The sequence below is a fragment of the Chryseobacterium sp. T16E-39 genome (assembly GCF_002216065.1).
Taxonomy (GTDB): Bacteria; Bacteroidota; Bacteroidia; order Flavobacteriales; family Weeksellaceae; genus Chryseobacterium.
This window is the reverse complement of sequence record NZ_CP022282.1, coordinates 4,053,833-4,075,764: the sequence shown is the minus strand read 5'-3', so window position 1 is coordinate 4,075,764 and position 21,932 is coordinate 4,053,833. Positions and strand designations below refer to the sequence as shown.

The following is a 21,932-nucleotide window of genomic DNA, read 5'->3' as shown; positions in this document are numbered from 1 at the left end:
CTTGTTACATTTAAGGATAAAAAATTTTTACTTGAATTGATTACAAAATTCCTGTAATGACTTATCTCCTAAAAATTGAATAACCAATTTTTCCGTTTCACCGAATAAAGTATTTAAATGATTGTTAATCTCCCTTCCAACACTACATGCCGGATTTGGATTTTGATTTTTCTTTCCAAGAACTTCAGTGTTCTTTACCGCCGAATAAATTTCGGAAATACTGATTGATTCTGCACTTCTTGAAAGCTGGCTTCCACCCTCTTTTCCTTGTCTGCTTATCACTAAACCTGTTGTTCTTAAAACACTTAATTCTTTGCGAACAACTACAGGATTAATATTAATACTACCGGCCATCCATTCAGAAGTTAGCCACTCCTGAGGACTTTCTGCCAATAAGGTCATAATATGTACTGCCGTAGCAAATCTTGTATTGTTCATTATAATTACCGGACAAAGGTAAAACAAAATTTTAAATGTAACAAATTATATTACAGTTAAATTTTTCCTAAAGTATTAATTTATCTAAATCCAATAATAAATAATTGATATTCTGATTGATTGTCCGTGTTGCCGATTGCATCTGATTAAGCATCGCTGCACGGTTTTGTAAATCATCAGCACGGTAAAAACCTCCATCACTAAAAATTACAGAACCATCAGCTTCTTTTTGGTTATCATCAAACTGATAGTGAAGCCATCTTTGCTTCATACTCTGAATAATCGAATTTGATTCTTTATTAGAAAACTTCTTTTCTGTGTACATATACCAGATAAAAGGTGGGAAATTTGGAGATTCAAGTTTTTCATGCCATATATCCCTCAGAAGATTTCTCTGATGAACAAATTCTACTTTTTTTCCTTTAGGATTCAGTGTTGCCAAACCAAATCCAGCTCCTAAGGCTCCCCCTCCAATATCTATAGCACTACTCCATCCTTCGTCTTTTACAATTCCTCCTGCAATAGATGCCGCAGCTCCGGCTACAATAGAATATAGAATCAATTTATTATTTCTTGAATTGTTTAAATTATCCACATAGCTTCCAATCTGGGCAACGCGTTCTCCCTCACAGTCAAATTCTGCTGCTACGGCATCCAGCTCTGTGAGAGCAATGGTTATCTTACTGTTTATCTTTGTTTTAAGCTGCAGAACTTTAACCTGTGCGCTTAAAGATGAATCTTTTTTCAGTTTCATAATATCATGAACTTCATCCAGATTATCTAACGCATTCAAGATCAAAATGCTCTGGTCAGAAAATGTTCCTTTAAGTTCCTTATTCGCTAATAAAATAGAATCTGAATTGTAAGAAGGAAGTTTTTTACTGTAATTATATTGAAACGGTGCCTTGCAGTAGCTGTCCTTCAATGTGAGGATATTCTGCTTTATGGCCTGATTTTTTTTGGAAACACATGAAGTCAGTAAGCTAAAAATAGCAAAAAGGTAAAGTAGCTTTTTCATTCAATCTATTTTTGTGTAATCAGTTAATTGTAATTGTATGGTAGATTATGATAAAAATAATCTATCCCCTTTCCAATCAACTTAAAATCTAAAATACGAATTTAAAGTAAATAAAAAAATTTACCTGGAATTCAGGTAAATTTTAAGCTTTATTTAATAAGGTCAATTATTTAATTCCTAACAATTCAACTTCAAAAATAAGCGTACTGTTTGGTCCGATTTCTTTGCTGATTTGCTCTTCACCATAGGCAAGATTTGGAGGAAGAAATAATCTCCATTTACTTCCGACAGGCATTAACTGTAAAGCTTCTGTCCATCCCGAGATCACTCTGTTCAAAGGAAAAGATGCCGGAGTTCCTCTTTTTACAGAGCTGTCAAAAACATTTCCTTTGATCGTAGTTCCGTGGTAGTGACATTTTACGGTGTCCTTTGCTTTTGGCTGAGCTCCATCACCTTCTGTAATGATTTCATATTGCAATCCACTTGGTAACGTTACAACACCTTCTTTTTTGGCATTTTCCTCCATAAAAGCTTTTCCTTCATTAAGGTTTTTCTCAGCCAGTTCTTTTTTACGTTTAAATAACATATCTGCTACTCCCATTATTTAATTTTTTACAAAGATAAACTTTCTAAAAAAGAGCCAAAACTATTAATTAAAGAAGATGAAGCAGTAAAATAACATTATCGTAACATTCATTTCAAAACTTGGTGTTATAATTGAATTTAAAAAACTAATGCCAAGCACAATAAGATATAATAAGAAATTTGATCAACTTACTGACGAGGAAAAAGCACTCTTTGAAATCAACAAGAAAAGCATAGCTGATTTTGTTGAACAATCATCTTCAGTAAGCGATGTCAATTACGCAACCCGAAATGCACATGCAAAAACATATGCCGTAGCCCATGGAGAATTTAAAATCAACCCGGGTATTCCGGAAGAGTTACAGCAGTTCTTTGATAAGGACAAATATGACTTAATGATCCGGTTTTCAAATGCCCATCCCCAGGTCGGTAAAAACAGGAAAGAAATCCCGGCTTATGGTTTTGCTGTAAAAATAAAAGACGAAAATGGAGATCTACTGGCTAATTATCCTATGGTCAATTTTCCATTATTTCCAATTAATTCTGTCAGTACTTTTTTACAGTTATTCACTGCTGTCAATCGATTTTTCGTTAAAAAATGGAACAATGTATTTTCATTAACAGCACAGGTGATAAAAGCAGCGCCTTATTTTTTCACTCCTTCAATGATAAAAAATGTCTTTAGGTTTATAGGAAAAAGAAATGATTTCCTTTTAGCATTTGACTATTATTCAGTCGGGGCATATCGAATGGGAGAATACGTCATGAAAATAAAACTTCAACCCCAATCCGTCAAAAAGAATTTCGGAAGGAAAATGAGTATGCAAAAAGCCCTTGAATCCTATTTTGAATCAAATGATTATACTGCTGATGTTATGATCCAGCTATGTTATGATCTGAATGACCAGCCTATCAACAAGCTCAATCAGGAATGGAAAAATTCACCCTTTATAAAGGTAGGGGAAGTAAAAATGATGAAAGGCTGCTTATTGGATCCCAGATCCTGCGAAACGGAACTATTATCTTTTAATCCATTTGAAAGTAAATCTATTTTCCATCCGGTGGGTAAAATACAGAAACTACGGGATGAAGCGTACAAGGTTTCATTACAGACCAGACGTAAGATCAATAAATTGTTGCATGGATGATTACTAAATGTAAAGATTTAAAAATTGAATGATTTAAAGATTAGAGTAGATTGAGCGTAGAATTGGAAATCATTTTAAGTTAATTCTTATCGATTGTAAACAATAAAAAAGCCTTACTTTTCAGTAAGGCTTTTTTGTATTAATTTTCTTCTAATTTTTCTTTTTCATCTTCCTTTTTCTCAGGGAACATAATTGATAAAATAACCGAAATCACTAATACCCCGCCTACAATTCCTAAAGAAACAGGAGACGAAATATGGATCCATGGTGCAATTAACATTTTAACTCCAATAAAGGATAAAATAATCGCCAAACCATATGGCAGCTTGCTGAACATATGGATAAAGTTCGCTAACAGGAAATAAAGCGATCTTAGTCCTAAAATAGCAAAAATATTCGAAGTATAAAGGATGAATGGATCATCAGAAATTGCAAAAATTGCAGGAATTGAATCTACGGCAAAAAGAACGTCAGTGAATTCAATTACTCCTACCACAACCAAAAGTGGCGTTGCCATTTTAATTCCATTCTGGATGGTAAAGAATTTATCTCCGTCATAATTATCCGAAACTTTCCAGAAGCTTTTTATTAACCTTGCTCCTGCGGTATTACTGTAGTCTTCATCGTCATCATCATCTCCATCACCCCAGGATTTAATACCTGCATACACAAGGAATAAACCGAACAGCATCATAACAATATTAATTTTAACAGCTTCACCAAAAATGTTCATCTCCGGTAAATAAGTTAAATTGATAAGGCCAACTCCAGCAAATATAAATATTGCCCTGAAGATCAAAGCTCCTATAATTCCCCAAAATAAAACTTTGTGGTGTAAATATTTCGGAACTTTAAAGAATCCGAAAACAAGGATAAATACAAACAGGTTGTCGACCGAAAGAGCTTTCTCAATCCAATAAGCCGCCTGATATTGTGTGAATTTTTCCACTGCAAGCGCATGACCGTCCGATTGGTTAAACACCCAATACACCACTCCTGAAAAAATCATAGATAATGAAATCCATACTACAGACCAGATGGTAGCTTCTTTAGATGAAACTTCGTGACTCTTTTTATTGAAAACTCCTAAATCCAGAAGCAACATGATAACAACCGTTATCGCAAATCCCCACACCAAACCTGGATGCAGTTCTAAAATACTTTGATGTTTTTCCACTTTTATTATGTGTTATTATATGATAAAAAGCAATAGCTGTACAAAGTACAATTATTGCTAATTTATTTTAATTTTCGTAAATATAACTAATTCCGATATAACTCAACCTGACAAAACCCCATTCCACATATTATTTCTATATTAAATAGATGTCAGGACTGTTATTTGGGGATAATAGCTTATTTAAAAATTTATATCTTATAGATACTTTTGCTGAACAGTCTGAATCGTTTGCTCCAATTTTCTATCTGCTGTCGGATCACCAATTGCATTGAACTTCCATTCACCGTTTCTTCTGTAGAAAACTCCCATTACCATTGCAACATGCCCGCTAAATGATTTATCATTAGCGATGTCATATTTAGCAAAAACCTCTCTTACATTTGTAGGAGTTCCTTCATAAATACGGATAGAAGCAAAAGGAATTGTACCGAAATCCTGACCTCTGTAGCTGTTCAAAACCATTGCAACATATTCAACACTTGAATCCAGCTGGCTGAAATCTACTGTGATCACCTCATTATCAAGACCATCATCTCCATCTACATCCCCGGTAAGATCATCTCCACTGTGTTTTACAGATCCGTTTTTAGATTTCAAATTTCCGAAGTAAATAACTTCAGTAGCATTTTTGTTTGAATCGTACAAAATACAGCTTCCATCTAAGTCTACTGCTTCTTTTTTACTGCCGCCAAAAAAACTTTTTTTCTCTATAGCACCCCAGTTTATTCCAACACAGGCTTGCGTAAGAGCTGTCCCGTTTTCTTTGGTCAGGTTGATTCTTTGACCTTTTTGTAAGTTAATAGCCATCTTTTTTATGTTTAGTTATTTTTTTGTTAAATGGCGAAATTGCTAAACTGCCGAATTGCAAAATCGCTTTCTATTCTACTTCATTGCAATAACACTCTTCTTTAACGATTTTACGGTTAAGCGATTTTGCTATTCTGCCTTTTCGCTATTCTGCCTTTCCGCCTTTTCGCTAATTTTTCAAATTCAAGTTGAGCATTGCCCGAAGAATATTCGTTTCTTCATTGACATCAAATATTTTGCTCATAATATCAACACTTTCCAAGTTCCGCAAATAGTCTTTTAAAACAGATTCTACATCTTCCGGAAGCGTTCGCTTTCTTTCATCTATAGATTCTTCCAATTCCTCATTTTTCCTTTTCAGCTGATTGATGACCAGGATCTGATTGGATTCATTTTCAGAAGTATTTAAATAGGCAAGTTCATCATCAATGAGATATAATCTTTTTTCCTCAACGTTGAAGATAAAGTGTTCATCAGATTGAAAAATCTTAAACAATTCATACTCATTTCTATCAATGCGATATCCGCACATAAAGCGAACTTTAAAGTTCTGTATATTGAGCTTACCCAATAATTTTCTTTCTATGGAATAATCCTGGTACTGATAGGAAGGAACGGGATGAAACTTAAGTTTAGATTCATCTGCATCTGTTCTGTAAAACTCTGCTCCATATTTTTTCTGGAAATACAAAACATCATTCCAGTTCAGGGTAAACTGATCTTCCGTCAAATCTTTATACAAAGCCTTCAGATGTTTGGAAAATATACCACTGTACATCTTCCTGTCCATTTCAAAACTATCAACTTTCCTTTCTTCAAAAGTCAAAATATATTGGCTATTGATATTGATCTCGTTAATAACAGCCAATAGATCGTTTTCCTTTTTCTTCTTTATTTTGGTCAACAATTCTATCAGACTATCTGTATACTGCAGATGAAAAAGCTCAAGTTTCTGAAAATCCAATGTCTTGTTTTCATTAAACAAGTTGTGTATAATATCTGTCTTAATATAAATGGATATTATATCAACGTTTTCAAAGAAGTTAGCAAGAAGTTTAAGCTTTGTTAATCTTCTTTTACTTTGAGACATTATGATTACAGCTTCATCATCCACCGGTATACCGTCTTATTAACCTCTAATATTTGCTTTTAATTCGCTTTCTAATGACTGAAGATCCTGATCCAGCTTTCTTCTGTTCTCTGTTCCCTGTTTCTGAATCTGTTTCACTTCATTAAGCGTATTGATCAACATTGCTGTTGTTTCTTTCAAGGTCTCAGCAGAAACAATTGTCTGTTCATTAGCCTTAGCAACATTTCTTGAATTCTGTCCAAGACGTTCTGCATTCTTTCTCAAGATCTCTTCTGTAGTAGAAGAAACTTTCTGCTGGATCTCAATATTCTGCTGTTGCCTGTGCATCGCAACAGCTAAAGAAAGCTGATTTTTCCATACAGGAAGTGTCGTTGTAAGGATGGTCTGTGCCTTCTCAGCAATAGAAACATTATTATTTTGTACCAGTCTGATCTGCGGAAGAGACTGCATCATGATCAAACGAACCACTTTAAGGTCAGCCAATCTTCTGTCTAATCTGTTGATAAAATCTCTTTTATCAGCGATCTGATAATCAGCATAATTTTGAACATTAGTCTCCATTTCGGAAAGCTCTCTGCCTGCTCTTTCCATTCTTAAATTTCCTGCAATAACAAGATCTTCAATCTGCTTGATCGAGTTTACATTACTATCAAAAATAGTCTGCAATACAGCATTATCTTTTGTAGAAGTAATAATTCCTGCATTTACTTTATAAGAGATCTGATCTATATTATTAACAATTTTATCGTACTTGGCAAATAAGTTTTCTACCTGAGTGATCATTTTCTTCATGAATGGCAAACGACTGAAAAAGCCTTTTACTTTATTTCCGCCATTGATTTCATCCACATCCACATAGTTAAGTTCAACCAATAAATTATTGATTAACTCTCCTACTTCTCCGGAATTTGATCTTCTTACATTATTTAAAAAACTATCACTCTGATTGGCTAAAGTCTTTTGAAGTTCAGAACCAAAGTTCACGATAGAACCTGGGTTGGTTTCATCTATTGCATTAGCCGCAGTTTCATATTTTTGAAGATCTGCATCCTGTATCTGAGTTAAATTCACATTTCCATCTCTGTCAACCAGAACCGGAGCAGCTCCCTGAGTCGGCTGGACTGGCGGAGCGGGTTCAAATGTTTTAAGAGGTTCAATCGGCTGAATTGGATCAGTAGGTTGATTTGATTGATTATCCATACTAAATTATTGATAGATTGACACAAATTTTTCAAGACCTTCTCTCTGTCCGCTTCCTACAGCTTCGAATTTCCATTCTCCGTTGCGGTTATATATCCTTCCGAATTCAACAGCGGTTTCGATAGAGAAATCTTCATCTAATTCATATTTCAGAAGCTCTTCATTGGTATCTGTATTGAAAATTCTGATGAAAGAATTTCTTACCTGTCCGAAATTTTGTTTTCTTGCTTCTGCTTCGTGGATCGTAACGACTACCGTGATTTCTTTTACTGCAGAATCTATTTTAGTTAAATCAATTTTGATCTGTTCATCATCACCATCTCCATCACCAGTTAAATTATCACCAGTATGGATCACCGCTTTATCCGGAGACTCCAGATTGTTGTAAAAAATAAAGTGATTGTCTGAAACTAGTTTTTTGTTTTCTCCTAATAAAAATAAAGAAGCATCCAGGTCAAAAGCTCCGCCTGTAGATGTATTATTGATATCCCATCCTAAACCTACTGTAAATTTAGGGGCATTTATATTTTCTCTTTGTCCTTTTTGTAAGTTAATAGCCATAATATAATTCGGTTTGTGTTAAAGTATTGATGTTATTTTCGTATTCTTTTATTAAATGATAATTGTTGCTGATTGCTAATTCCAGCAAGTCATCCATATGTTCCTTTCTTACTTTAGACGTAAGATATTCAAAATTACTTGAATTCAACCCTAAAATATATTTTACAATCCTGGTATTGAACTGAAAACTTGGCTTTATCATGACTTCAGCAATATGATCTACATTTTTTACTGCGTAATAATTGAAATAGTTTTCAATAGTAGGATCAATATCAAAGTTCATGAGTTCCGCATAATATAAGAACATAAAATCTGCGTTCACAGCATATTCGTTTAATATTTTATTTACAGTATGTTCGTGACTTCCTGTGATTTTAATATCATCTATAAAAATACAAAGTTTTCCTCTTAAAAAATCCTTATCGATATAATAAGTATCGTTGGCAATCAAATTTTTACGATCTTCAAAGCTAAGATTTCCATAATCTGTGGTATAGGTGTGATTGCGGTTGATCTTCGATAAAACACTTGATTTTTTCCCTTTTTGAAACAGATAAAAGTCTAAGCATTTTTTAAAGTAAAAGCATAAAAAATTTGAAGCCGTAGGAATTGCCATATAAGGACTGGGCAATATCACAATTTCTTTATCTGTAGTGAAAATTTCCTCATGGTGAGTAATAAATCCATCGAACAGTTCTTTAGCAAACTTTTCAGCATAAGACCTGTCTCCATATTTAAAATAACTGTATTCCGCAGGAGAAAAAGTGAATTCCTCTGCAGAATGAATGTGATGTAAACTATACCTCGTGTTCATCGTTATTATCTTTAATGTTTAAGTAAGTGTGCATTGAAACCAAAACTCTTCGCTCCGTTAAAATCAGCAATCACATTATCACCAATATGTAAAACCTGATGAAGTTCAATATCCTGATTTTTAATTTTATTTTTCACTTCCTGAAAAGCAATCGGATTGGGTTTTGAACAGTTAATCTCATCAGAGTAGATATGGAAATCGATATACTCATCGAGATTTTCTTCAATCAGAAATTTCCGAAGTGTTTTCCCCTTTATAAATCCCGTGTTACTTAATATATTAATTGTTTTTCCCTGATTTTTGATCTCATCAAAAAACTGATGAACATTTTCAAAAATAATCACAGGTTTATATTCAAGAAATAATTCTTCACTTTTGGTATAAAACAGAGTCAGATCATCTCTGTTAATTTGTTTTATATCAACGTTCAGAGCATTTAATATGAGCAAATAAATTTCAAAAGTATCCACATTTCCTCCTATTACCTCATTGATTGTATTGCATAAATCATCGTAGTATTTTACCGTTTTTGCCACCTCCTCTACGGGTTGGCTAATACTAAAAAACGAGGTGAACAGCTCAACTCTTTTTGCTTTAAATTCAGGGTGAGATTTTATTAAGGTAAGCCACAAATCAAAAGAAAAATGATGGTGGTTGTGGATGTCAATATCTGCTTTCAAAATGGTACCAATTATAATGTATATGAAGCTCCTCTAAAAAAATAGAATGCTTAATACAATTTTATTTTTTGTTGTTAGTTTTTAATAGAATTATTCAATTCCTCCCAAAGATAATTTTTTAAAACCAAAGTCTGTTTTTTTTATAACTTTTTAAGATTTATCAAACGTTCTTTTTAATAGGAATGACGATTTTTTTGATATTTTAAGAAATTTCACTATTTTTGCAACCGATTAACAATCAAGCATGTCAACAAAAATGATACATATTATTACTTTAAGCAATCCTATCAGAGCGGTGTACTTTGGTAGCATTAAATATTTATCTGAATAGTTTACGACCTTAATTTTACAAAAATATATTGAAGGCCTTTCTATTTAGATAGGCCTTTTTTGCTACCCTATTTCCAGATCTTACAATAAAGGAGATTTCGTTCCTGAAGTCTCAAAAATCAACCATTTAATTTTAAAAAAAATGAAATACAACACAAGAAATATAGGGATAATAGCGCATGTAGATGCAGGAAAAACAACTTTAACGGAAAGATTACTGTATTACACGGGAATGATTCATAAAATAGGGAATGTTGACGAGGGGAATACAACAATGGACAAAGACATCCAGGAAAAAAACCGTGGAATTACCATTTCTTCTGCCGCAATTTCTACCCAGTGGAAAAAAGAAAACCAAATCTATAATATCAATATTATAGATACTCCCGGGCATATTGATTTTGCTGTAGAAGTAGAGCGTTCATTAAGAGTTTTAGATGGCGTGATAGCTGTTTTTTGCGCCTCTTCCGGTGTTCAGCCCCAAACGGAAAACGTATGGTTCCAGGCCGAGAAACATGGTATATCACGAATCTGTTTCATCAATAAAATGGATCGTATTGGTGCAGATTTCTTTAATGTAATGAGAGAAATTGAAAAAAAACTTAGTATAATCCCTCTTGCACTACAGATTCCAATCGGTTCTGAAGATGATTTCGAAGGAGTGATCGATCTGATCAGTCAAAAGGCATTGTACTGGACCGGTGAAAATGGAGAGATCATTGTAGAAAAAGAAATTCCGGAACATTTGAAAGTAGAAGCTGACGAATACAGAATGAAGCTAATGGAAACTTTGGCGGAATATGACGAGTCTTTTTTTGAGCTTTTCATGAATTCAGAAAATCTTATTTCTAACGAAGTAATTCTGGAAACTATTAAAAGAGTCTGTCAATCTCAGATGATTGTTCCTGTTTTATGTGGCTCTGCCTTTAAAAATAAAGGGGTTCAGCCTTTACTTGATGCAATTGTCAATTATCTTCCAGCTCCGGATCAATTATCTCCGGTACAAGCAAAGAATCCCGAAACAGGAGAAAATATTGAACTGGAAAGAAATCAGGAAGAAATTTTTTCAGGATTGATTTTTAAAGTCGTCATCGATAAGCACATGGGTAAGTTAGCAATGCTTCGTATCTATTCCGGAAAAATAAAATCCGGGGATACCGTTCAGAACGTCAGAACGGGTGAAAATTTTCGAGTATCGAGAATTCTGAAGATGCAATCTGATAAGACCCAAACGGTGGATGAAGGAAGAGCAGGTGATATCGTTGCTTTAACAGGAATAAAAGATGCAAAAACCGGAGATTCTTTATCAAGTCTCGAAAAACCTGTATTGTTAGAATCTATTACGATTCCAACTCCTGTTATTCGTGTATCAATAGAACCTAAGACCAATAACGATGAGAAATCCTTTGGTTTGGTTTTAGCAAAAATTCAGGAAGAAGATCCTTCTTTATTAGTAGAGAGAGACAGACAGACTGGAGAAACTCTGTTGAGTGGTTTAGGCGAATTGCATTTGGAGGTTACTTTGGAAAAAATTCGGTTGAATTATGGTATTGAAGTAAATCAAGGCAAACCAAAAGTTTCGTATAAGGAAATTTTAACTCGAACCATAATCCATAGGGAGAAGCTTTCCAAACAAAATGGAGGGAACGGACAGTTTGCTGATATCACTTTTGAAATCGGGCCTAGAGATGATAATGAATTCGGACTTGAATTTATTAATAAAATTAAAGGTGGTGTAATTCCTAATGAATTTATCCCTTCCATCGAAAAAGGATTCAGAGAGGCTATGGAAAATGGCCCATTGAGTGGTTATCCTTTGGAAAGTATGAAAGTTACATTATTAGACGGATCCACACATAGTCAGGATTCAGCTGCTTATGATTTTGAAATTGTCGCAAGAGATGGCTACAGAGGAGCCTCAAAAATGTGTAAACCAAAATTAATGGAACCCATCATGCAGGTTGAAATTCAGAGTATTGAAGAATATACAGGAGTTATAACTGCGGATATTAATAAAAGAAGAGGGATCATTACTTCCATTGACGAACGTTCAGGAAGAAAAATATTTACTGCAGAAGTCCCATTAGCTTCTACATTCGGATATATTTCTGATCTGAGAACCTTAACGAGTGGAAGAGCTTCCATAAGTATGAAATTATCACACTACGCTTTGGTGCCGGAATTCATCACCAATATAGTTGTGACCTAAAAAGATAAGGACTGTAATATAATTACGGTCCTTATTTGGTTTAATCCTTTTTTATCTTTCAGGCATCACCTTATAGGTTGGATCATTTTCAATATTAACATCAATGACCGCTTCAGCTGTTTTTAGGATTTTTCTGCAATCTTCACTTAAATGGCGCAGATGCAATGTTTTATTAAGATCATGATACCGTTTGGACAACTTATCCAGAGCATCGATTGCACTCATATCTACAATCCGGCTTTCTTTAAAATCCACAACCACTCTTTCGGGATCATGCGCCGGATCAAATTTATCCGTAAATGCAGTTACTGAACCGAAAAATAAAGGACCAAATATTTCATAGTGTTTCACTCCATTTTCATCAATATATTTTCTGGCTCTTATTCTTTTCGCATTATCCCAGGCAAAGACCAAAGCAGCAATAATCACTCCTACTAAAACAGCCAATGCCAGATTATGAAGGACAATGGTTATTAAAGCAACCACTACTCCCACAAATATATCAGATTTGGGCATTTTATTGACAATCCTTATGGAAACCCACTGGAATGTACTGATTGCGACCATCATCATTACCCCTACCAAAGCCGCCATAGGAATCTTTTCAATAAAAGGTGCTCCAACAAGAATTATGATCAAAATAGTGAGCGAAGCGATAATCCCTGATAATCTTGCTCTCGATCCGGCATTAAGATTCACTAAGGTTTGAGCCACCATTGCGCAACCACCCATTCCTCCGAAAAAACCGTTGGTAATATTGGCAAGTCCCTGGGCCATAGATTCGCGGTTGGCATTCCCTTTAGAATCCGTAATTTCATCAACCATCGATAAAGTTAAAAGTGATTCTATCAGTCCTACTCCTGCCATAATAAGAGCGTAAGGGAAAATAATAGTAAGTGTTTCCAGTGAAAATGGCACTTTTGGGATATGGAATGCCGGAAAATTTCCACTGATGTGTGCAATATCTGCAACTGTTTTTGTATTAATATTTAATCCTAAAACAAGTCCAAAAACAATAATGATAGCAACTAATGATGCGGGAACCACTTTGGTTATTTTAGGAAAAAAATAAACAATAGCTATAGTTAAAGCGGTAAGCCCAACCATACTATACAAAGGAATTCCATGAAGCCAATGAACAGCACCGCTATGGTCGACAAATTTAAATTGCTCGACCTGAGCCATAAAAATAATAACGGCCAAACCATTTAAAAAACCATACATTACTGGCTGTGGAATAAGACGAACAAATTTTCCAAGTTTAAAAACACCAACCATTATCTGGAAAAAACCAGCCAATGCAACTGTTGCAAATAAATATTCTATTCCATGGGATTTAGCTAAAGCAATCAGGACAACCACAGTAGCCCCCGCACCCCCGGAAACCATTCCCGGTCTCCCTCCAAAAACAGCAGTGATCAGCCCCATTAAAAAAGCGGCATACAAACCAGTAAGAGGTGAAAGTCCTGCTAAAATAGCAAACGAAAGTGATTCAGGAATCATAGTCATTGCAACGGTAAATCCTGCAAGCAACTCATTCTTATAGTTTATCTTTTTAGAAAGATCAAATAGATTGGTATAGGCACTCATAACTAAGCACAAAGGTAAATACTTGAAACATTATATCCAATAACTAAATTTTCAAAATAGCATAAACGAATAAGCATTATTCATAATAATTCATAAATAAATTTATATTGTTAAAAATAAAAAAATTTAACACCACTAATTTTCCGTATAAATCATTTTTTAACATTATTTAGTATTATATCTTTTGCATCAAATTCATTTTTTTCTATATTTGGAAACCAATAAGTTAATTATTTCTTGTACATCTTAAATTAAAATAAGCATTACTAATTTAACTTTTGTATAAAAAATTAATCTACGAGTAAACAATATAAAGAAAAATTGCATGAAAGGGCTTTAGGTAATGTATTATCGCTACAATCATAAAATCTGATCTATATAGCATTTTACTAGACGAGACAAAAAGAATTAAATAATCGCTAAAAGCATCGATGGAATTGAGAAGGATACGCAAGTAATTCTTTTAGATACTCAAAAAATCCTGCACCAGATCGTGTAGTTTTACCATCTTTGAAATTCAACAAAAGATTATATATTTTTTTTACACATTCTATTATAACTATATATTTCAAAATTTCCATGAAAGTGTAGCCTGGTGCTTTATCGAAGCTATTTACTAATAACAAAATTTTTATTTAATAGATGTTATACAAAGACATACATATAGGACAATTCATTAAAGAAAGAGTTGATGATAAAGGAATTACATTAGAAAGGATTTGTAATTTTTTAAATAAGGACGAAGAGTTTGTTGAAAACATGTTCAATAGCAAGTCGATAGATTCTGAAATTCTGTTAAGATGCTGTAAATTATTGGAATATGATTTCTTCAGACTGTACAGTTCTCACCTTATTTTATATGCTCCACCAGCAGCCGTAAATAAGAACACGGAAAAATCAGAGAAAATCCCTTACTTCCGAAAGAACATCTACACTCAGGAAATCAAAGAGTTCATTATTAAAAGAATTCAATCCGGAGAAATGAGCCTGAATGACGTTATTAAAGAATATTCTATTCCCAAAAGCACACTTCATCGCTGGCTTCAAAAGATAAACACACCAATTAAATAAGATATAATGCGACCAAATTACAGTAAAATTTATCACGACATGCTCCGCCTGGAACATCCTGATAAATTGGAAGAACCTAAAATCAGGGAGCTACTTAAAAGGCTTAATACATCCGATGATGTTCTGAAGTTTAATGAAAGACTTTTCGAACAATCTAAAGAAAGCTCAAAAAACAACCAGAAGCTAAAGACGTATGACAAAAAAACAATGCTTAAACTGTTACAATACCAAAGAAAGCACGGTTTTTCTACCAGTTATATGTCTAAAAAGTACAAAATAAGTAGAACCACCATCGCAAAATGGAAAAAGAACTTTGAGGAGGAAATTAATTAAAATACAAAAGCCGGTAAAGAATATTTTACCGGCTTTTATTTTGTTATTTTTATTGATCACAATATATTAACTCATATTATCTATCATTCTTTTTATATAAAGGAATTGATCCTTTACTATTTTTAAAAAATTCATTTATACTTTTGTTCATATCTATAGCATTAAAACAATAAGATTATGATCAAAGGATTATACGAAACCCATATTCAGGTAAGTAATTTAGAAGAGGCGATCCTATTTTATACAGAAATTCTCGGCTTAAAGCTTGCACATAGAGACCCAACAAGACCTATTGCATTTTTATGGGTAGGCCAAGACAAAGAATTTATGCTTGGGTTATGGGAGCAGAAAGAAAATTTACAACCAAGGCATTTTGCCTTCTCAAGTGATAAAGATGATATTTTGAATTATTCTGCTGATTATTTAAAAAACAGAAATTTGAAACCTTACAATTTCCTGAAAGATGGATTAGATAAACCCATGGTTTTCGCGTGGATGCCTGCTTTGGCTATTTACTTTAATGATCCTGATGGAAATCAGCTGGAATTTATCTCCATTCTCGAAGGTGAAAGTAAACCGGAATGGGGTGTAATCTCATATGAGGAATGGCTTGAAAAAACCAACGCTTAACTATCCCCATTCATCTGTACAAGTTTAATAAGGAATTTTACAGGTGGTATTTTCATTTTAAGCTACAAGACTTTATTACATAAAACAGGCTTCATCTTTCAATGAAGCCTGTTTATATTAATGGTTATTAGTGTTATTTAGCAAAAATCTCTTTTAGCTGAGAAACAATATTGCTGTTTCCGGATACAGTAATATCTCCGATCTTATCGGCAATCTTTTCCATATATTCCATTTCTTTCAACTTCCACAATACCTCATTTTCCTCCATCAATTTTGCAGTGTTCAGTAAACTTCTTGTGGAAGCTGTCTCTTCACGACGCATAATGCTGTTGGCCTGAGCTTTTTTCTCAGCGATCAGGACCTGATTCATGATTTCTTTCATTTCTCCTGTCAGGATCACATCCCGGATTCCGGCATCTGAAGCTTTTAATCCCAGATCATCTGCTTTATTCCCCAGATTATTAAGAATCTCTTTTCCTACACTATCTTTTTTCAACAATAGGTCATCTAATGTTAAAGCACCCACAAACTCACGCAAAGCTAATTGCATAAGGATATACAATTGTTTATCATACTCCTTATTATTCATCAGTGCTTTCACAATGTTTTCCACCTGATAACGCACATAAAAATTGATCCGAAGCATTGCCTTGTCCTTTGTTAAAAGTTCCTGACCTGCAATTTCCATTTGTTGCATACGGGTATCAACACTTTTCACCTCAACGGAAATTTCGTTCATCCAGAAGTAATAAGTTCCTGCCTCCAGCACCTTTACCAGCTTTCCATCGATGATCAGTAAACCTTTATACTGATTGGTCACGACAAATTTTCTGACAAGATTTTTCAATTTTGCATTTTCAAGGATTGTTTTGGAAATTTTCTCTGTAATTTCCACCTTTGTGAGATCAATTTTCAGGAATTCCCTGTTCATTACTCCTTTCCAGATCGCATATTGACCTACATGCAGCACTTCTTTAAAGATTCCGTTTTCATACACCAAAACAAGTTCCCCATCTTTTACTTCAATAAGCTCCAACATAGTGTTCAGCTCTTCATTTTTCAACAAAAGCAATAGATCATCATTAGCTTGTAATAATGTTTTCATTTCATAGGTTTCTAAGGATTTATTACCAAAAATCCAGTGACTACCTTCTTTTAAGATCTCAACCAGGTTCCGGTTTTTAAATACCAAACCAACTTGATATGCTTTAATTTGTACATTTCTAAACATCATATTATATTTTAAGGTTATTTATGATAACAAAAAGGAAAAACTGAGGTTCTTTCTTCCAAAATTGGCGGAAGAAAAGGGATTCAGTAAAAAATCATTCATTTCAGAACAAGAGTCTTAAGCTTATTTCCAATCATTCAAATCTTGGGCGTGCCCCTTTGCCATTGCAAAAGCAACAGCTTGGGTCGCTACGTTCACTTCTATCTTTTTTGCAGAGCAAAAAAGGATATCCGTTACCATCGCTCACGCATAGACCTCTTTTTTAGAAAATCTACTTCGTCATCATTATTCGTTAATTAATTCTATTCCTGAAAAACATTTTTCTTACAAGCTTTTTTAAAATGTTGATTCAACAACTGAAAAAGCTCAGGTTTTCCATAGCAGATATTTTTTTATGAGAACATCCGAAACTCTTCCAAAAATAGATTTTGAGTCTATTTAAACTACAATGATAGTGTAGTGCTCTACCAACTGAGCTATCTCAAACCAAATGAGAGTGGGAATCGAACCCACGCATAAAAAAGCTATTACTCTAACCAACTGAGTTATACTCCCGTACGGAAATAGAAGGATTCGAACCTTCGACCCATAGCACATGGTAGAAGTTTTTTGGAAAACTCCTCAAACCTTCAAGTCAAGCTGAACAGAAATAAAATCATGTTTCTTAACAAATTCTTCTGCAATGGTGATATACTGAAACACTCAACTGGACTTCCCTGATATTTTGAGTAAAGCCTGTTTTTCAAAACTTTACTATTGTTTCTTTTTGACAATGCAAAGTAATCACACAATCGCGCAATCTATTTGCGCAATAAAATTATGATCATAAAAATTGAAGATTTCTATGTGAAAACAAACCCATCAGCAAGCAAAAAATCAGTAATTAATTCATTTACCCAATACACAAATTGAAAAAAAACCGTAAATAAAATATTGTAATTGATTAAAATCATTACATTTGCATAATTAAATTACTTGATAACTCAAATATATATCAATGATAAGTGACGATTTATTACTTTTAATTAATATGAACAAAGTGCAGTCCATTATTTCAAGAAAGTTTGATGCACTCAGTGTACATGGGCTCAGCTTCAGTGATTTTATGATCCTGTACGTTCTAAATAATACCCAGGATCATAAGATACGCAGGATCGATCTTGCAGAAAAAATAGGTTTAACGGCTTCAGGGATTACAAGGCTTCTTAATCCTCTTGAAAAAATTGGCCTTATTTCCAGAGAGAGCAACGAAAGAGATGCCCGTGTGAGCTACGTTGTGATTACAGACACCGGAAAAAGAGTATTTGAAGAAGCACAAAAAACAGCAGAAAATATTACTTCAGAAATATTATCATTTAAAAAAAATAAATCACTCAAAACAACTATTGACCTGCTATTTGAGTTAGGAGGAAACATACAATAATTAACAGATAACCGAATTGAAATGAAAAATTCCATTAAACAGCAACTTAAAGAAAAAGCCAAAGACTATCCTGTAAAAATGGGTGTTCTAGCTGTTAAAAACAAGGTAACCGGGAGGCAGCTTATTCAAGGGGCACTGAATATTGAAGCACTGGAAAACAGAATGAAATTCTCTTTAAAGATTGGACAATACACCCATCAACAATTGCAGGCTGACTGGAACGAATATGGAGAAGATTCTTTTTTATTCGAGTGTATTGCTGTAGTGGAAGCCCAAAACAATCCTTATATTAATTATCGTCAGGAAGTTTTAAAAGCAGAAAAATGCCTGATAGAAAGTCATGAATTTCCTCAAAACCTTTACTGATAATTTAAAAATCAACTAGAACTATTGTGCATAAGCAATAAATAATGAAAACCGTAAAAATCAACAGTGTAGATTTATGCTACGAAACCTTTGGAGAAAATAACAATACAACTGTCGTTCTGATCTCAGGATTGGGCAGTCAGATGATACGATGGGATGAACCCTTTTGTGAACAACTGGCTTCATCCGGATTTAAAGTTATCCGTTTTGACAACAGGGACTCTGGAAACTCTGTTTTCCATGCTGAAAAAGAGATCAACCTACAGGGTAATATCCAACAGCTCTTTTCGACGATTAAAAAAGAAGACATTCCTTATTCATTAATGGATATGGCAAAGGATGTTATCGGACTTCTTGATCATTTACAGATTGAAAAAGCACATTTTATAGGACGTTCTATGGGAGGTATCATTGCCCAGCTCTTAGGTTCTTATTTTCCGGAAAGAGTTTCGTCACTTACAATTATTATGTCAACTTCTTTACGCCCTGATTTGCCACCCACGGATCCGGAAATTATGTCAATGATGACCAAACCTCCTACCGATCCGGCCATCAATAAAAAGGATTACATAAAAGAAAAACTAGATTTTGCTAAAAAAATATCGGGTATTTTCCCTTTAGATGAGATTTACGAAGAGGAAATTATCGAAAAGGAGCTGAACCGTTCTCAATCCAAAAATGGCATATTCAGACAATTACTGGCTATGGGCTCGTGGATATACGACCCTAAAACCCTCAAGCAAATAGGAGCTCCTGTTCTCATCATCCATGGTACAAACGATCTTATTTTTCACCCCGATTGTGCCAGAGACCTTGCTCAATCTATTCCTAATTCCGAGCTGATGATTATTGAAGGAATGGGGCATTCTATTCCACCGGAATTATACACCCCTGTGTGTGAAAAAGTTAAGCAGATAGTGGGACGATCAGAAAAATAAAAGCTCCCTTTTAGAGGGAGCTTTTATAATGAGTAATTCTGAAGACACCAGTGTAAGATCTTGGCAATATTTCGGGCATCATCCACGCCTCTGTGATGGGTTCCCTCAAGTTTAAAATTGAGTTCTCCCAGCGCCCGGCTCATTCCAACGCTTTTCCTGATGGTTGGATGTACCTGTCCAAATAATGTTTTCACATTGATATGATCATCACTTAAAGGATAATCTAGATTAAATCTTCTGGCCTGATTTTTAAGCATGGTCAAATCATAATTCCCATAACTTGCCCAGGTGAGGTCCTCAGAATTATATTCAGCTCTGAGAATATCTAAAGCATCATCGAATAAAATGCCTTCTTCATCGAGCATTTTTTGAGTAATCGTAGTAAGTTCGGTACAAAAGGGACTTACCCTGGAATACTGTGGTTTTACTAAAATTCCTTCATTTTGTGTGATCTTACCGGTTTTTACATCCATGATGCAAATTCCGATCTCTATGATCTCACTTTCCTGACCTCTTGGTGGCCGGTCATCCCAACAAGTAGCTTCGAGGTCGATAATTAATATAGTATCTGTTGTTTTCATTGGTTTAAAATTTTTTGTTGTTAATAATTACTTCAAAATTTCTCTCAAAATTCTGGCAGCATTGTAAGCATCGTCTGCTCCACTGTGATGATTTCCCTCAAAATCCATTTTCAAATAATCCAGGCTTCTTTTTAAACCCATCATTTTTGGAAGATTAAAGTGATCTTTAAATTCATACATCACATTCAGATAATCGTAGGAGAAAGGAATTTCTATTCCGAGCCAATCACATTGTTCAAAGATTTGCTCTTTATCAAAGTTTCCAAAACCTGCCCAGCTAAGTGATTCTGAATGGTATTCATCTTTGATTTTTTCACAAGCTTCTTCAAAATAAATCCCTTTTTCTTCTATTAATTGTGGAGTAATTCCTGTAAGATTTGTACAGAACCTGTTGATCTCGGATCTTTCAGGAATCACATAAATACTTTGTTTTTGAGAAATTATCTTTGATGCTATATCTAATTTGCAAATTCCGATTTCTATAATATCAACTTTTTGCCCGGTAGGAATTCTATCGTTTTCCCAACATGTAGCCTCCAGGTCGATAATTATTATTTCATTTGTTGTCTTGTTTTTCATTGTTTTTCATACTGCATATTATTTCTAATATCGTTTACATTTTGTTATTCAGTTGGTGAGTGGAAAAAGGATAGGAGAAGAAATATCCTGAGAAGAAATACTTTTAAATTTCTATGCAAAGAAAAAACACAAGTACGCAATCTTTTTACGTAATATAAAAAGTTCCGGTAAAAATTACCGAAACTTATTGTAAGAGTCTTTATTAACTTTTTTAAAGTTTTCTAAAAGACTAAGTATATTCTCCTTTCCTACAGGATTCATTGAGTGACTGTAAAACTTTGGCAGATTCAGATGATTATCCATACAATACTCAACCAGCCATTTTGCACAATCATATCCTGTTTTCTCTGTAAATTTTAAATTATCAGAGTCTGAGGAATTCATATCAGCAAGATCATGATCAAAAGAGATCATTTCAGGAAGTCCATTTTGTATAATTTGATTAACGAACTGTCTGTAATTTCGGACAATATACCAATCTTTATTAAGGAAAATCTTCTCTCCTGTATAATGATAAGCTTCCACTGGAAATCTTATATCATCCAAAAACAAAAATCTTTTTATCATTTTCATCATGTGAATTTATAGCTGTATTATACCATAATGTCAGCACAATTAGAACTCGCAAAAGCAAAAGGTTTAGCCCTAAACACATATCCCATTCCTAAAATATATCCCATTGCATCTTTTAATGCCACATTGGATTTAAATTCCGGGTCTGTATTGATATCTGCATGCACTTCCATTTCCACTCCGTACGCATCCAAAACAGGACAGATTGCATAAGCAATTTCTACGGACTTGTTCACTTCATTAAGCATTCTTTCTTTAATACTGATGGTTTGTAATTCCTTTTGTTTTCTAATAAAAGTAAACGCTCCTTTTCCCTCGCGAATAAATACTACTGCTGTAGCATAGCTAATAGAATCTCCATATACATGAGAGTCTGATCCTACACAAACTTTAAGTCGATGTCCATTAGCCTGTTCACGGATGATGGCTTCTTCTACCAACTGAGTGATAGCCTGGTGGAAAAATTTCCCTCTCATATTTTGCCATATTTCTTGTTGCGTTTCCATTTTTTTAAATTTTTTAAGTTTTACACATTTGTTTTATTATTGATAAATGAG

General features: G+C 34.0%; 24 protein-coding genes and 1 tRNA gene. 8 read left to right on the top strand and 17 right to left on the bottom strand.

The window, feature by feature from the left end; genetic code table 11:
- Positions 1 to 27 precede the first annotated feature (27 nt).
- From CEY12_RS18510 to CEY12_RS18500, 3 genes are all read right to left on the bottom strand, one after another.
- On the bottom strand, positions 28 to 438 hold the full coding sequence (locus CEY12_RS18510; protein WP_089029080.1) for an Rrf2 family transcriptional regulator: 411 nt from the start codon (positions 436 to 438) through the stop codon (positions 28 to 30).
- Positions 439 to 505: 67 nt separating this feature from the next.
- A complete protein-coding gene (locus tag CEY12_RS22675) occupies positions 506 to 1,456 on the bottom strand; it encodes a hypothetical protein (protein WP_089029079.1) in 951 nt (316 codons plus the stop codon).
- Positions 1,457 to 1,622: 166 nt separating this feature from the next.
- Complete coding sequence (locus CEY12_RS18500; protein WP_089029078.1) at positions 1,623 to 2,057, bottom strand: FKBP-type peptidyl-prolyl cis-trans isomerase; 435 nt, start codon at positions 2,055 to 2,057, stop codon at positions 1,623 to 1,625.
- Positions 2,058 to 2,190: 133 nt separating this feature from the next.
- Here CEY12_RS18500 and CEY12_RS18495 point away from each other — a divergent pair, with 133 nt between their 5' ends.
- Entirely contained in the window at positions 2,191 to 3,189 is a 999-nt protein-coding gene (locus CEY12_RS18495; RefSeq protein WP_089029077.1) for a catalase, read from the top strand.
- Between the two features lie 139 nt (positions 3,190 to 3,328).
- Here CEY12_RS18495 and CEY12_RS18490 read toward each other — a convergent pair whose 3' ends face one another.
- The 7 genes from CEY12_RS18490 to CEY12_RS18460 all read right to left on the bottom strand — a co-directional run bounded on the left by CEY12_RS18490 (position 3,329) and on the right by CEY12_RS18460 (position 9,521).
- Positions 3,329 to 4,366 (bottom strand): TerC/Alx family metal homeostasis membrane protein, encoded by a 1,038-nt coding sequence (locus CEY12_RS18490; protein ID WP_089029076.1) that lies wholly within the window; start codon positions 4,364 to 4,366, stop codon positions 3,329 to 3,331.
- A gap of 198 nt (positions 4,367 to 4,564) precedes the next feature.
- Positions 4,565 to 5,176 carry a TerD family protein gene (locus CEY12_RS18485; protein WP_089029075.1) on the bottom strand — a complete coding sequence of 204 codons (612 nt, stop codon included), beginning with the start codon at positions 5,174 to 5,176 and terminating at the stop codon, positions 4,565 to 4,567.
- Positions 5,177 to 5,345: 169 nt separating this feature from the next.
- Positions 5,346 to 6,266, bottom strand: coding sequence for a hypothetical protein (locus CEY12_RS18480; RefSeq protein ID WP_157676853.1), 921 nt, complete (start codon positions 6,264 to 6,266; stop codon positions 5,346 to 5,348).
- A gap of 39 nt (positions 6,267 to 6,305) precedes the next feature.
- Positions 6,306 to 7,466 (bottom strand): toxic anion resistance protein, encoded by a 1,161-nt coding sequence (locus CEY12_RS18475; RefSeq protein WP_172821048.1) that lies wholly within the window; start codon positions 7,464 to 7,466, stop codon positions 6,306 to 6,308.
- Positions 7,467 to 7,472: 6 nt separating this feature from the next.
- A complete protein-coding gene (locus CEY12_RS18470) occupies positions 7,473 to 8,027 on the bottom strand; it encodes a TerD family protein (RefSeq protein WP_089029073.1) in 555 nt (184 codons plus the stop codon).
- Positions 8,017 to 8,841, bottom strand: a complete 825-nt coding sequence (locus CEY12_RS18465) for a phosphoribosyltransferase family protein (RefSeq protein ID WP_089029072.1) — start codon at positions 8,839 to 8,841, stop codon at positions 8,017 to 8,019. The genes CEY12_RS18470 and CEY12_RS18465 overlap by 11 nt, the downstream gene beginning before the upstream one ends.
- Positions 8,842 to 8,852: 11 nt before the next feature.
- On the bottom strand, positions 8,853 to 9,521 hold the full coding sequence (locus tag CEY12_RS18460; RefSeq protein ID WP_089029071.1) for an HAD family hydrolase: 669 nt from the start codon (positions 9,519 to 9,521) through the stop codon (positions 8,853 to 8,855).
- Between the two features lie 472 nt (positions 9,522 to 9,993).
- Between CEY12_RS18460 and fusA the strand changes: the two genes are divergently transcribed.
- Positions 9,994 to 12,060 carry an elongation factor G gene (fusA, locus tag CEY12_RS18455; RefSeq protein ID WP_089029070.1) on the top strand — a complete coding sequence of 689 codons (2,067 nt, stop codon included), beginning with the start codon at positions 9,994 to 9,996 and terminating at the stop codon, positions 12,058 to 12,060.
- 51 nt (positions 12,061 to 12,111) lie between these two features.
- Here fusA and CEY12_RS18450 read toward each other — a convergent pair whose 3' ends face one another.
- A complete protein-coding gene (locus tag CEY12_RS18450) occupies positions 12,112 to 13,650 on the bottom strand; it encodes a SulP family inorganic anion transporter (RefSeq protein WP_089029069.1) in 1,539 nt (512 codons plus the stop codon).
- Between the two features lie 642 nt (positions 13,651 to 14,292).
- On the opposite strand from CEY12_RS18450, the gene CEY12_RS18440 reads away from it, so the two are divergent.
- The 3 genes from CEY12_RS18440 (at position 14,293) to CEY12_RS18430 (ending at position 15,684) form a co-directional block, all read left to right on the top strand.
- Positions 14,293 to 14,721: a helix-turn-helix domain-containing protein gene (locus tag CEY12_RS18440; protein ID WP_089029067.1), complete on the top strand. Its 429-nt coding sequence runs from the start codon at positions 14,293 to 14,295 to the stop codon at positions 14,719 to 14,721.
- Positions 14,722 to 14,727: 6 nt separating this feature from the next.
- Positions 14,728 to 15,054, top strand: coding sequence for a hypothetical protein (locus CEY12_RS18435; RefSeq protein WP_089029066.1), 327 nt, complete (start codon positions 14,728 to 14,730; stop codon positions 15,052 to 15,054).
- Positions 15,055 to 15,231: 177 nt separating this feature from the next.
- Complete coding sequence (locus CEY12_RS18430) at positions 15,232 to 15,684, top strand: VOC family protein (RefSeq protein ID WP_089029065.1); 453 nt, start codon at positions 15,232 to 15,234, stop codon at positions 15,682 to 15,684.
- Positions 15,685 to 15,817: 133 nt separating this feature from the next.
- Here the strand turns inward: CEY12_RS18430 and CEY12_RS18425 are convergent, their stop codons facing one another.
- Together CEY12_RS18425 and CEY12_RS22365 are read right to left on the bottom strand one after the other, a co-directional pair.
- Positions 15,818 to 16,918, bottom strand: a complete 1,101-nt coding sequence (locus tag CEY12_RS18425; protein ID WP_228409729.1) for a slipin family protein — start codon at positions 16,916 to 16,918, stop codon at positions 15,818 to 15,820.
- A gap of 488 nt (positions 16,919 to 17,406) precedes the next feature.
- Positions 17,407 to 17,470, bottom strand: a tRNA-Lys gene (locus tag CEY12_RS22365).
- A gap of 442 nt (positions 17,471 to 17,912) precedes the next feature.
- Between CEY12_RS22365 and CEY12_RS18420 the strand changes: the two genes are divergently transcribed.
- Genes CEY12_RS18420 through CEY12_RS18410 form a run of 3 tightly spaced genes read left to right on the top strand, consistent with a single transcriptional unit; the run spans position 17,913 to position 19,642 of the window.
- A complete protein-coding gene (locus CEY12_RS18420) occupies positions 17,913 to 18,338 on the top strand; it encodes a MarR family winged helix-turn-helix transcriptional regulator (protein WP_089029064.1) in 426 nt (141 codons plus the stop codon).
- Between the two features lie 21 nt (positions 18,339 to 18,359).
- Complete coding sequence (locus CEY12_RS18415; RefSeq protein ID WP_089029063.1) at positions 18,360 to 18,704, top strand: GIY-YIG nuclease family protein; 345 nt, start codon at positions 18,360 to 18,362, stop codon at positions 18,702 to 18,704.
- Positions 18,705 to 18,748: 44 nt separating this feature from the next.
- Positions 18,749 to 19,642, top strand: a complete 894-nt coding sequence (locus CEY12_RS18410; RefSeq protein ID WP_089029062.1) for an alpha/beta fold hydrolase — start codon at positions 18,749 to 18,751, stop codon at positions 19,640 to 19,642.
- Between the two features lie 23 nt (positions 19,643 to 19,665).
- Here CEY12_RS18410 and CEY12_RS18405 read toward each other — a convergent pair whose 3' ends face one another.
- The 4 genes from CEY12_RS18405 to CEY12_RS18390 form a co-directional block, all read right to left on the bottom strand.
- On the bottom strand, positions 19,666 to 20,223 hold the full coding sequence (locus CEY12_RS18405; protein WP_089029061.1) for a 3'-5' exonuclease: 558 nt from the start codon (positions 20,221 to 20,223) through the stop codon (positions 19,666 to 19,668).
- A 27-nt stretch (positions 20,224 to 20,250) separates the two neighbouring features.
- Entirely contained in the window at positions 20,251 to 20,802 is a 552-nt protein-coding gene (locus CEY12_RS18400) for a 3'-5' exonuclease (RefSeq protein ID WP_089029060.1), read from the bottom strand.
- A gap of 174 nt (positions 20,803 to 20,976) precedes the next feature.
- Positions 20,977 to 21,348: a cyclic-phosphate processing receiver domain-containing protein gene (locus CEY12_RS18395; protein ID WP_228409728.1), complete on the bottom strand. Its 372-nt coding sequence runs from the start codon at positions 21,346 to 21,348 to the stop codon at positions 20,977 to 20,979.
- A 47-nt stretch (positions 21,349 to 21,395) separates the two neighbouring features.
- Positions 21,396 to 21,881: a ribonuclease H-like YkuK family protein gene (locus tag CEY12_RS18390; RefSeq protein WP_089029059.1), complete on the bottom strand. Its 486-nt coding sequence runs from the start codon at positions 21,879 to 21,881 to the stop codon at positions 21,396 to 21,398.
- Between the last annotated feature and the right edge of the window lie 51 nt (positions 21,882 to 21,932).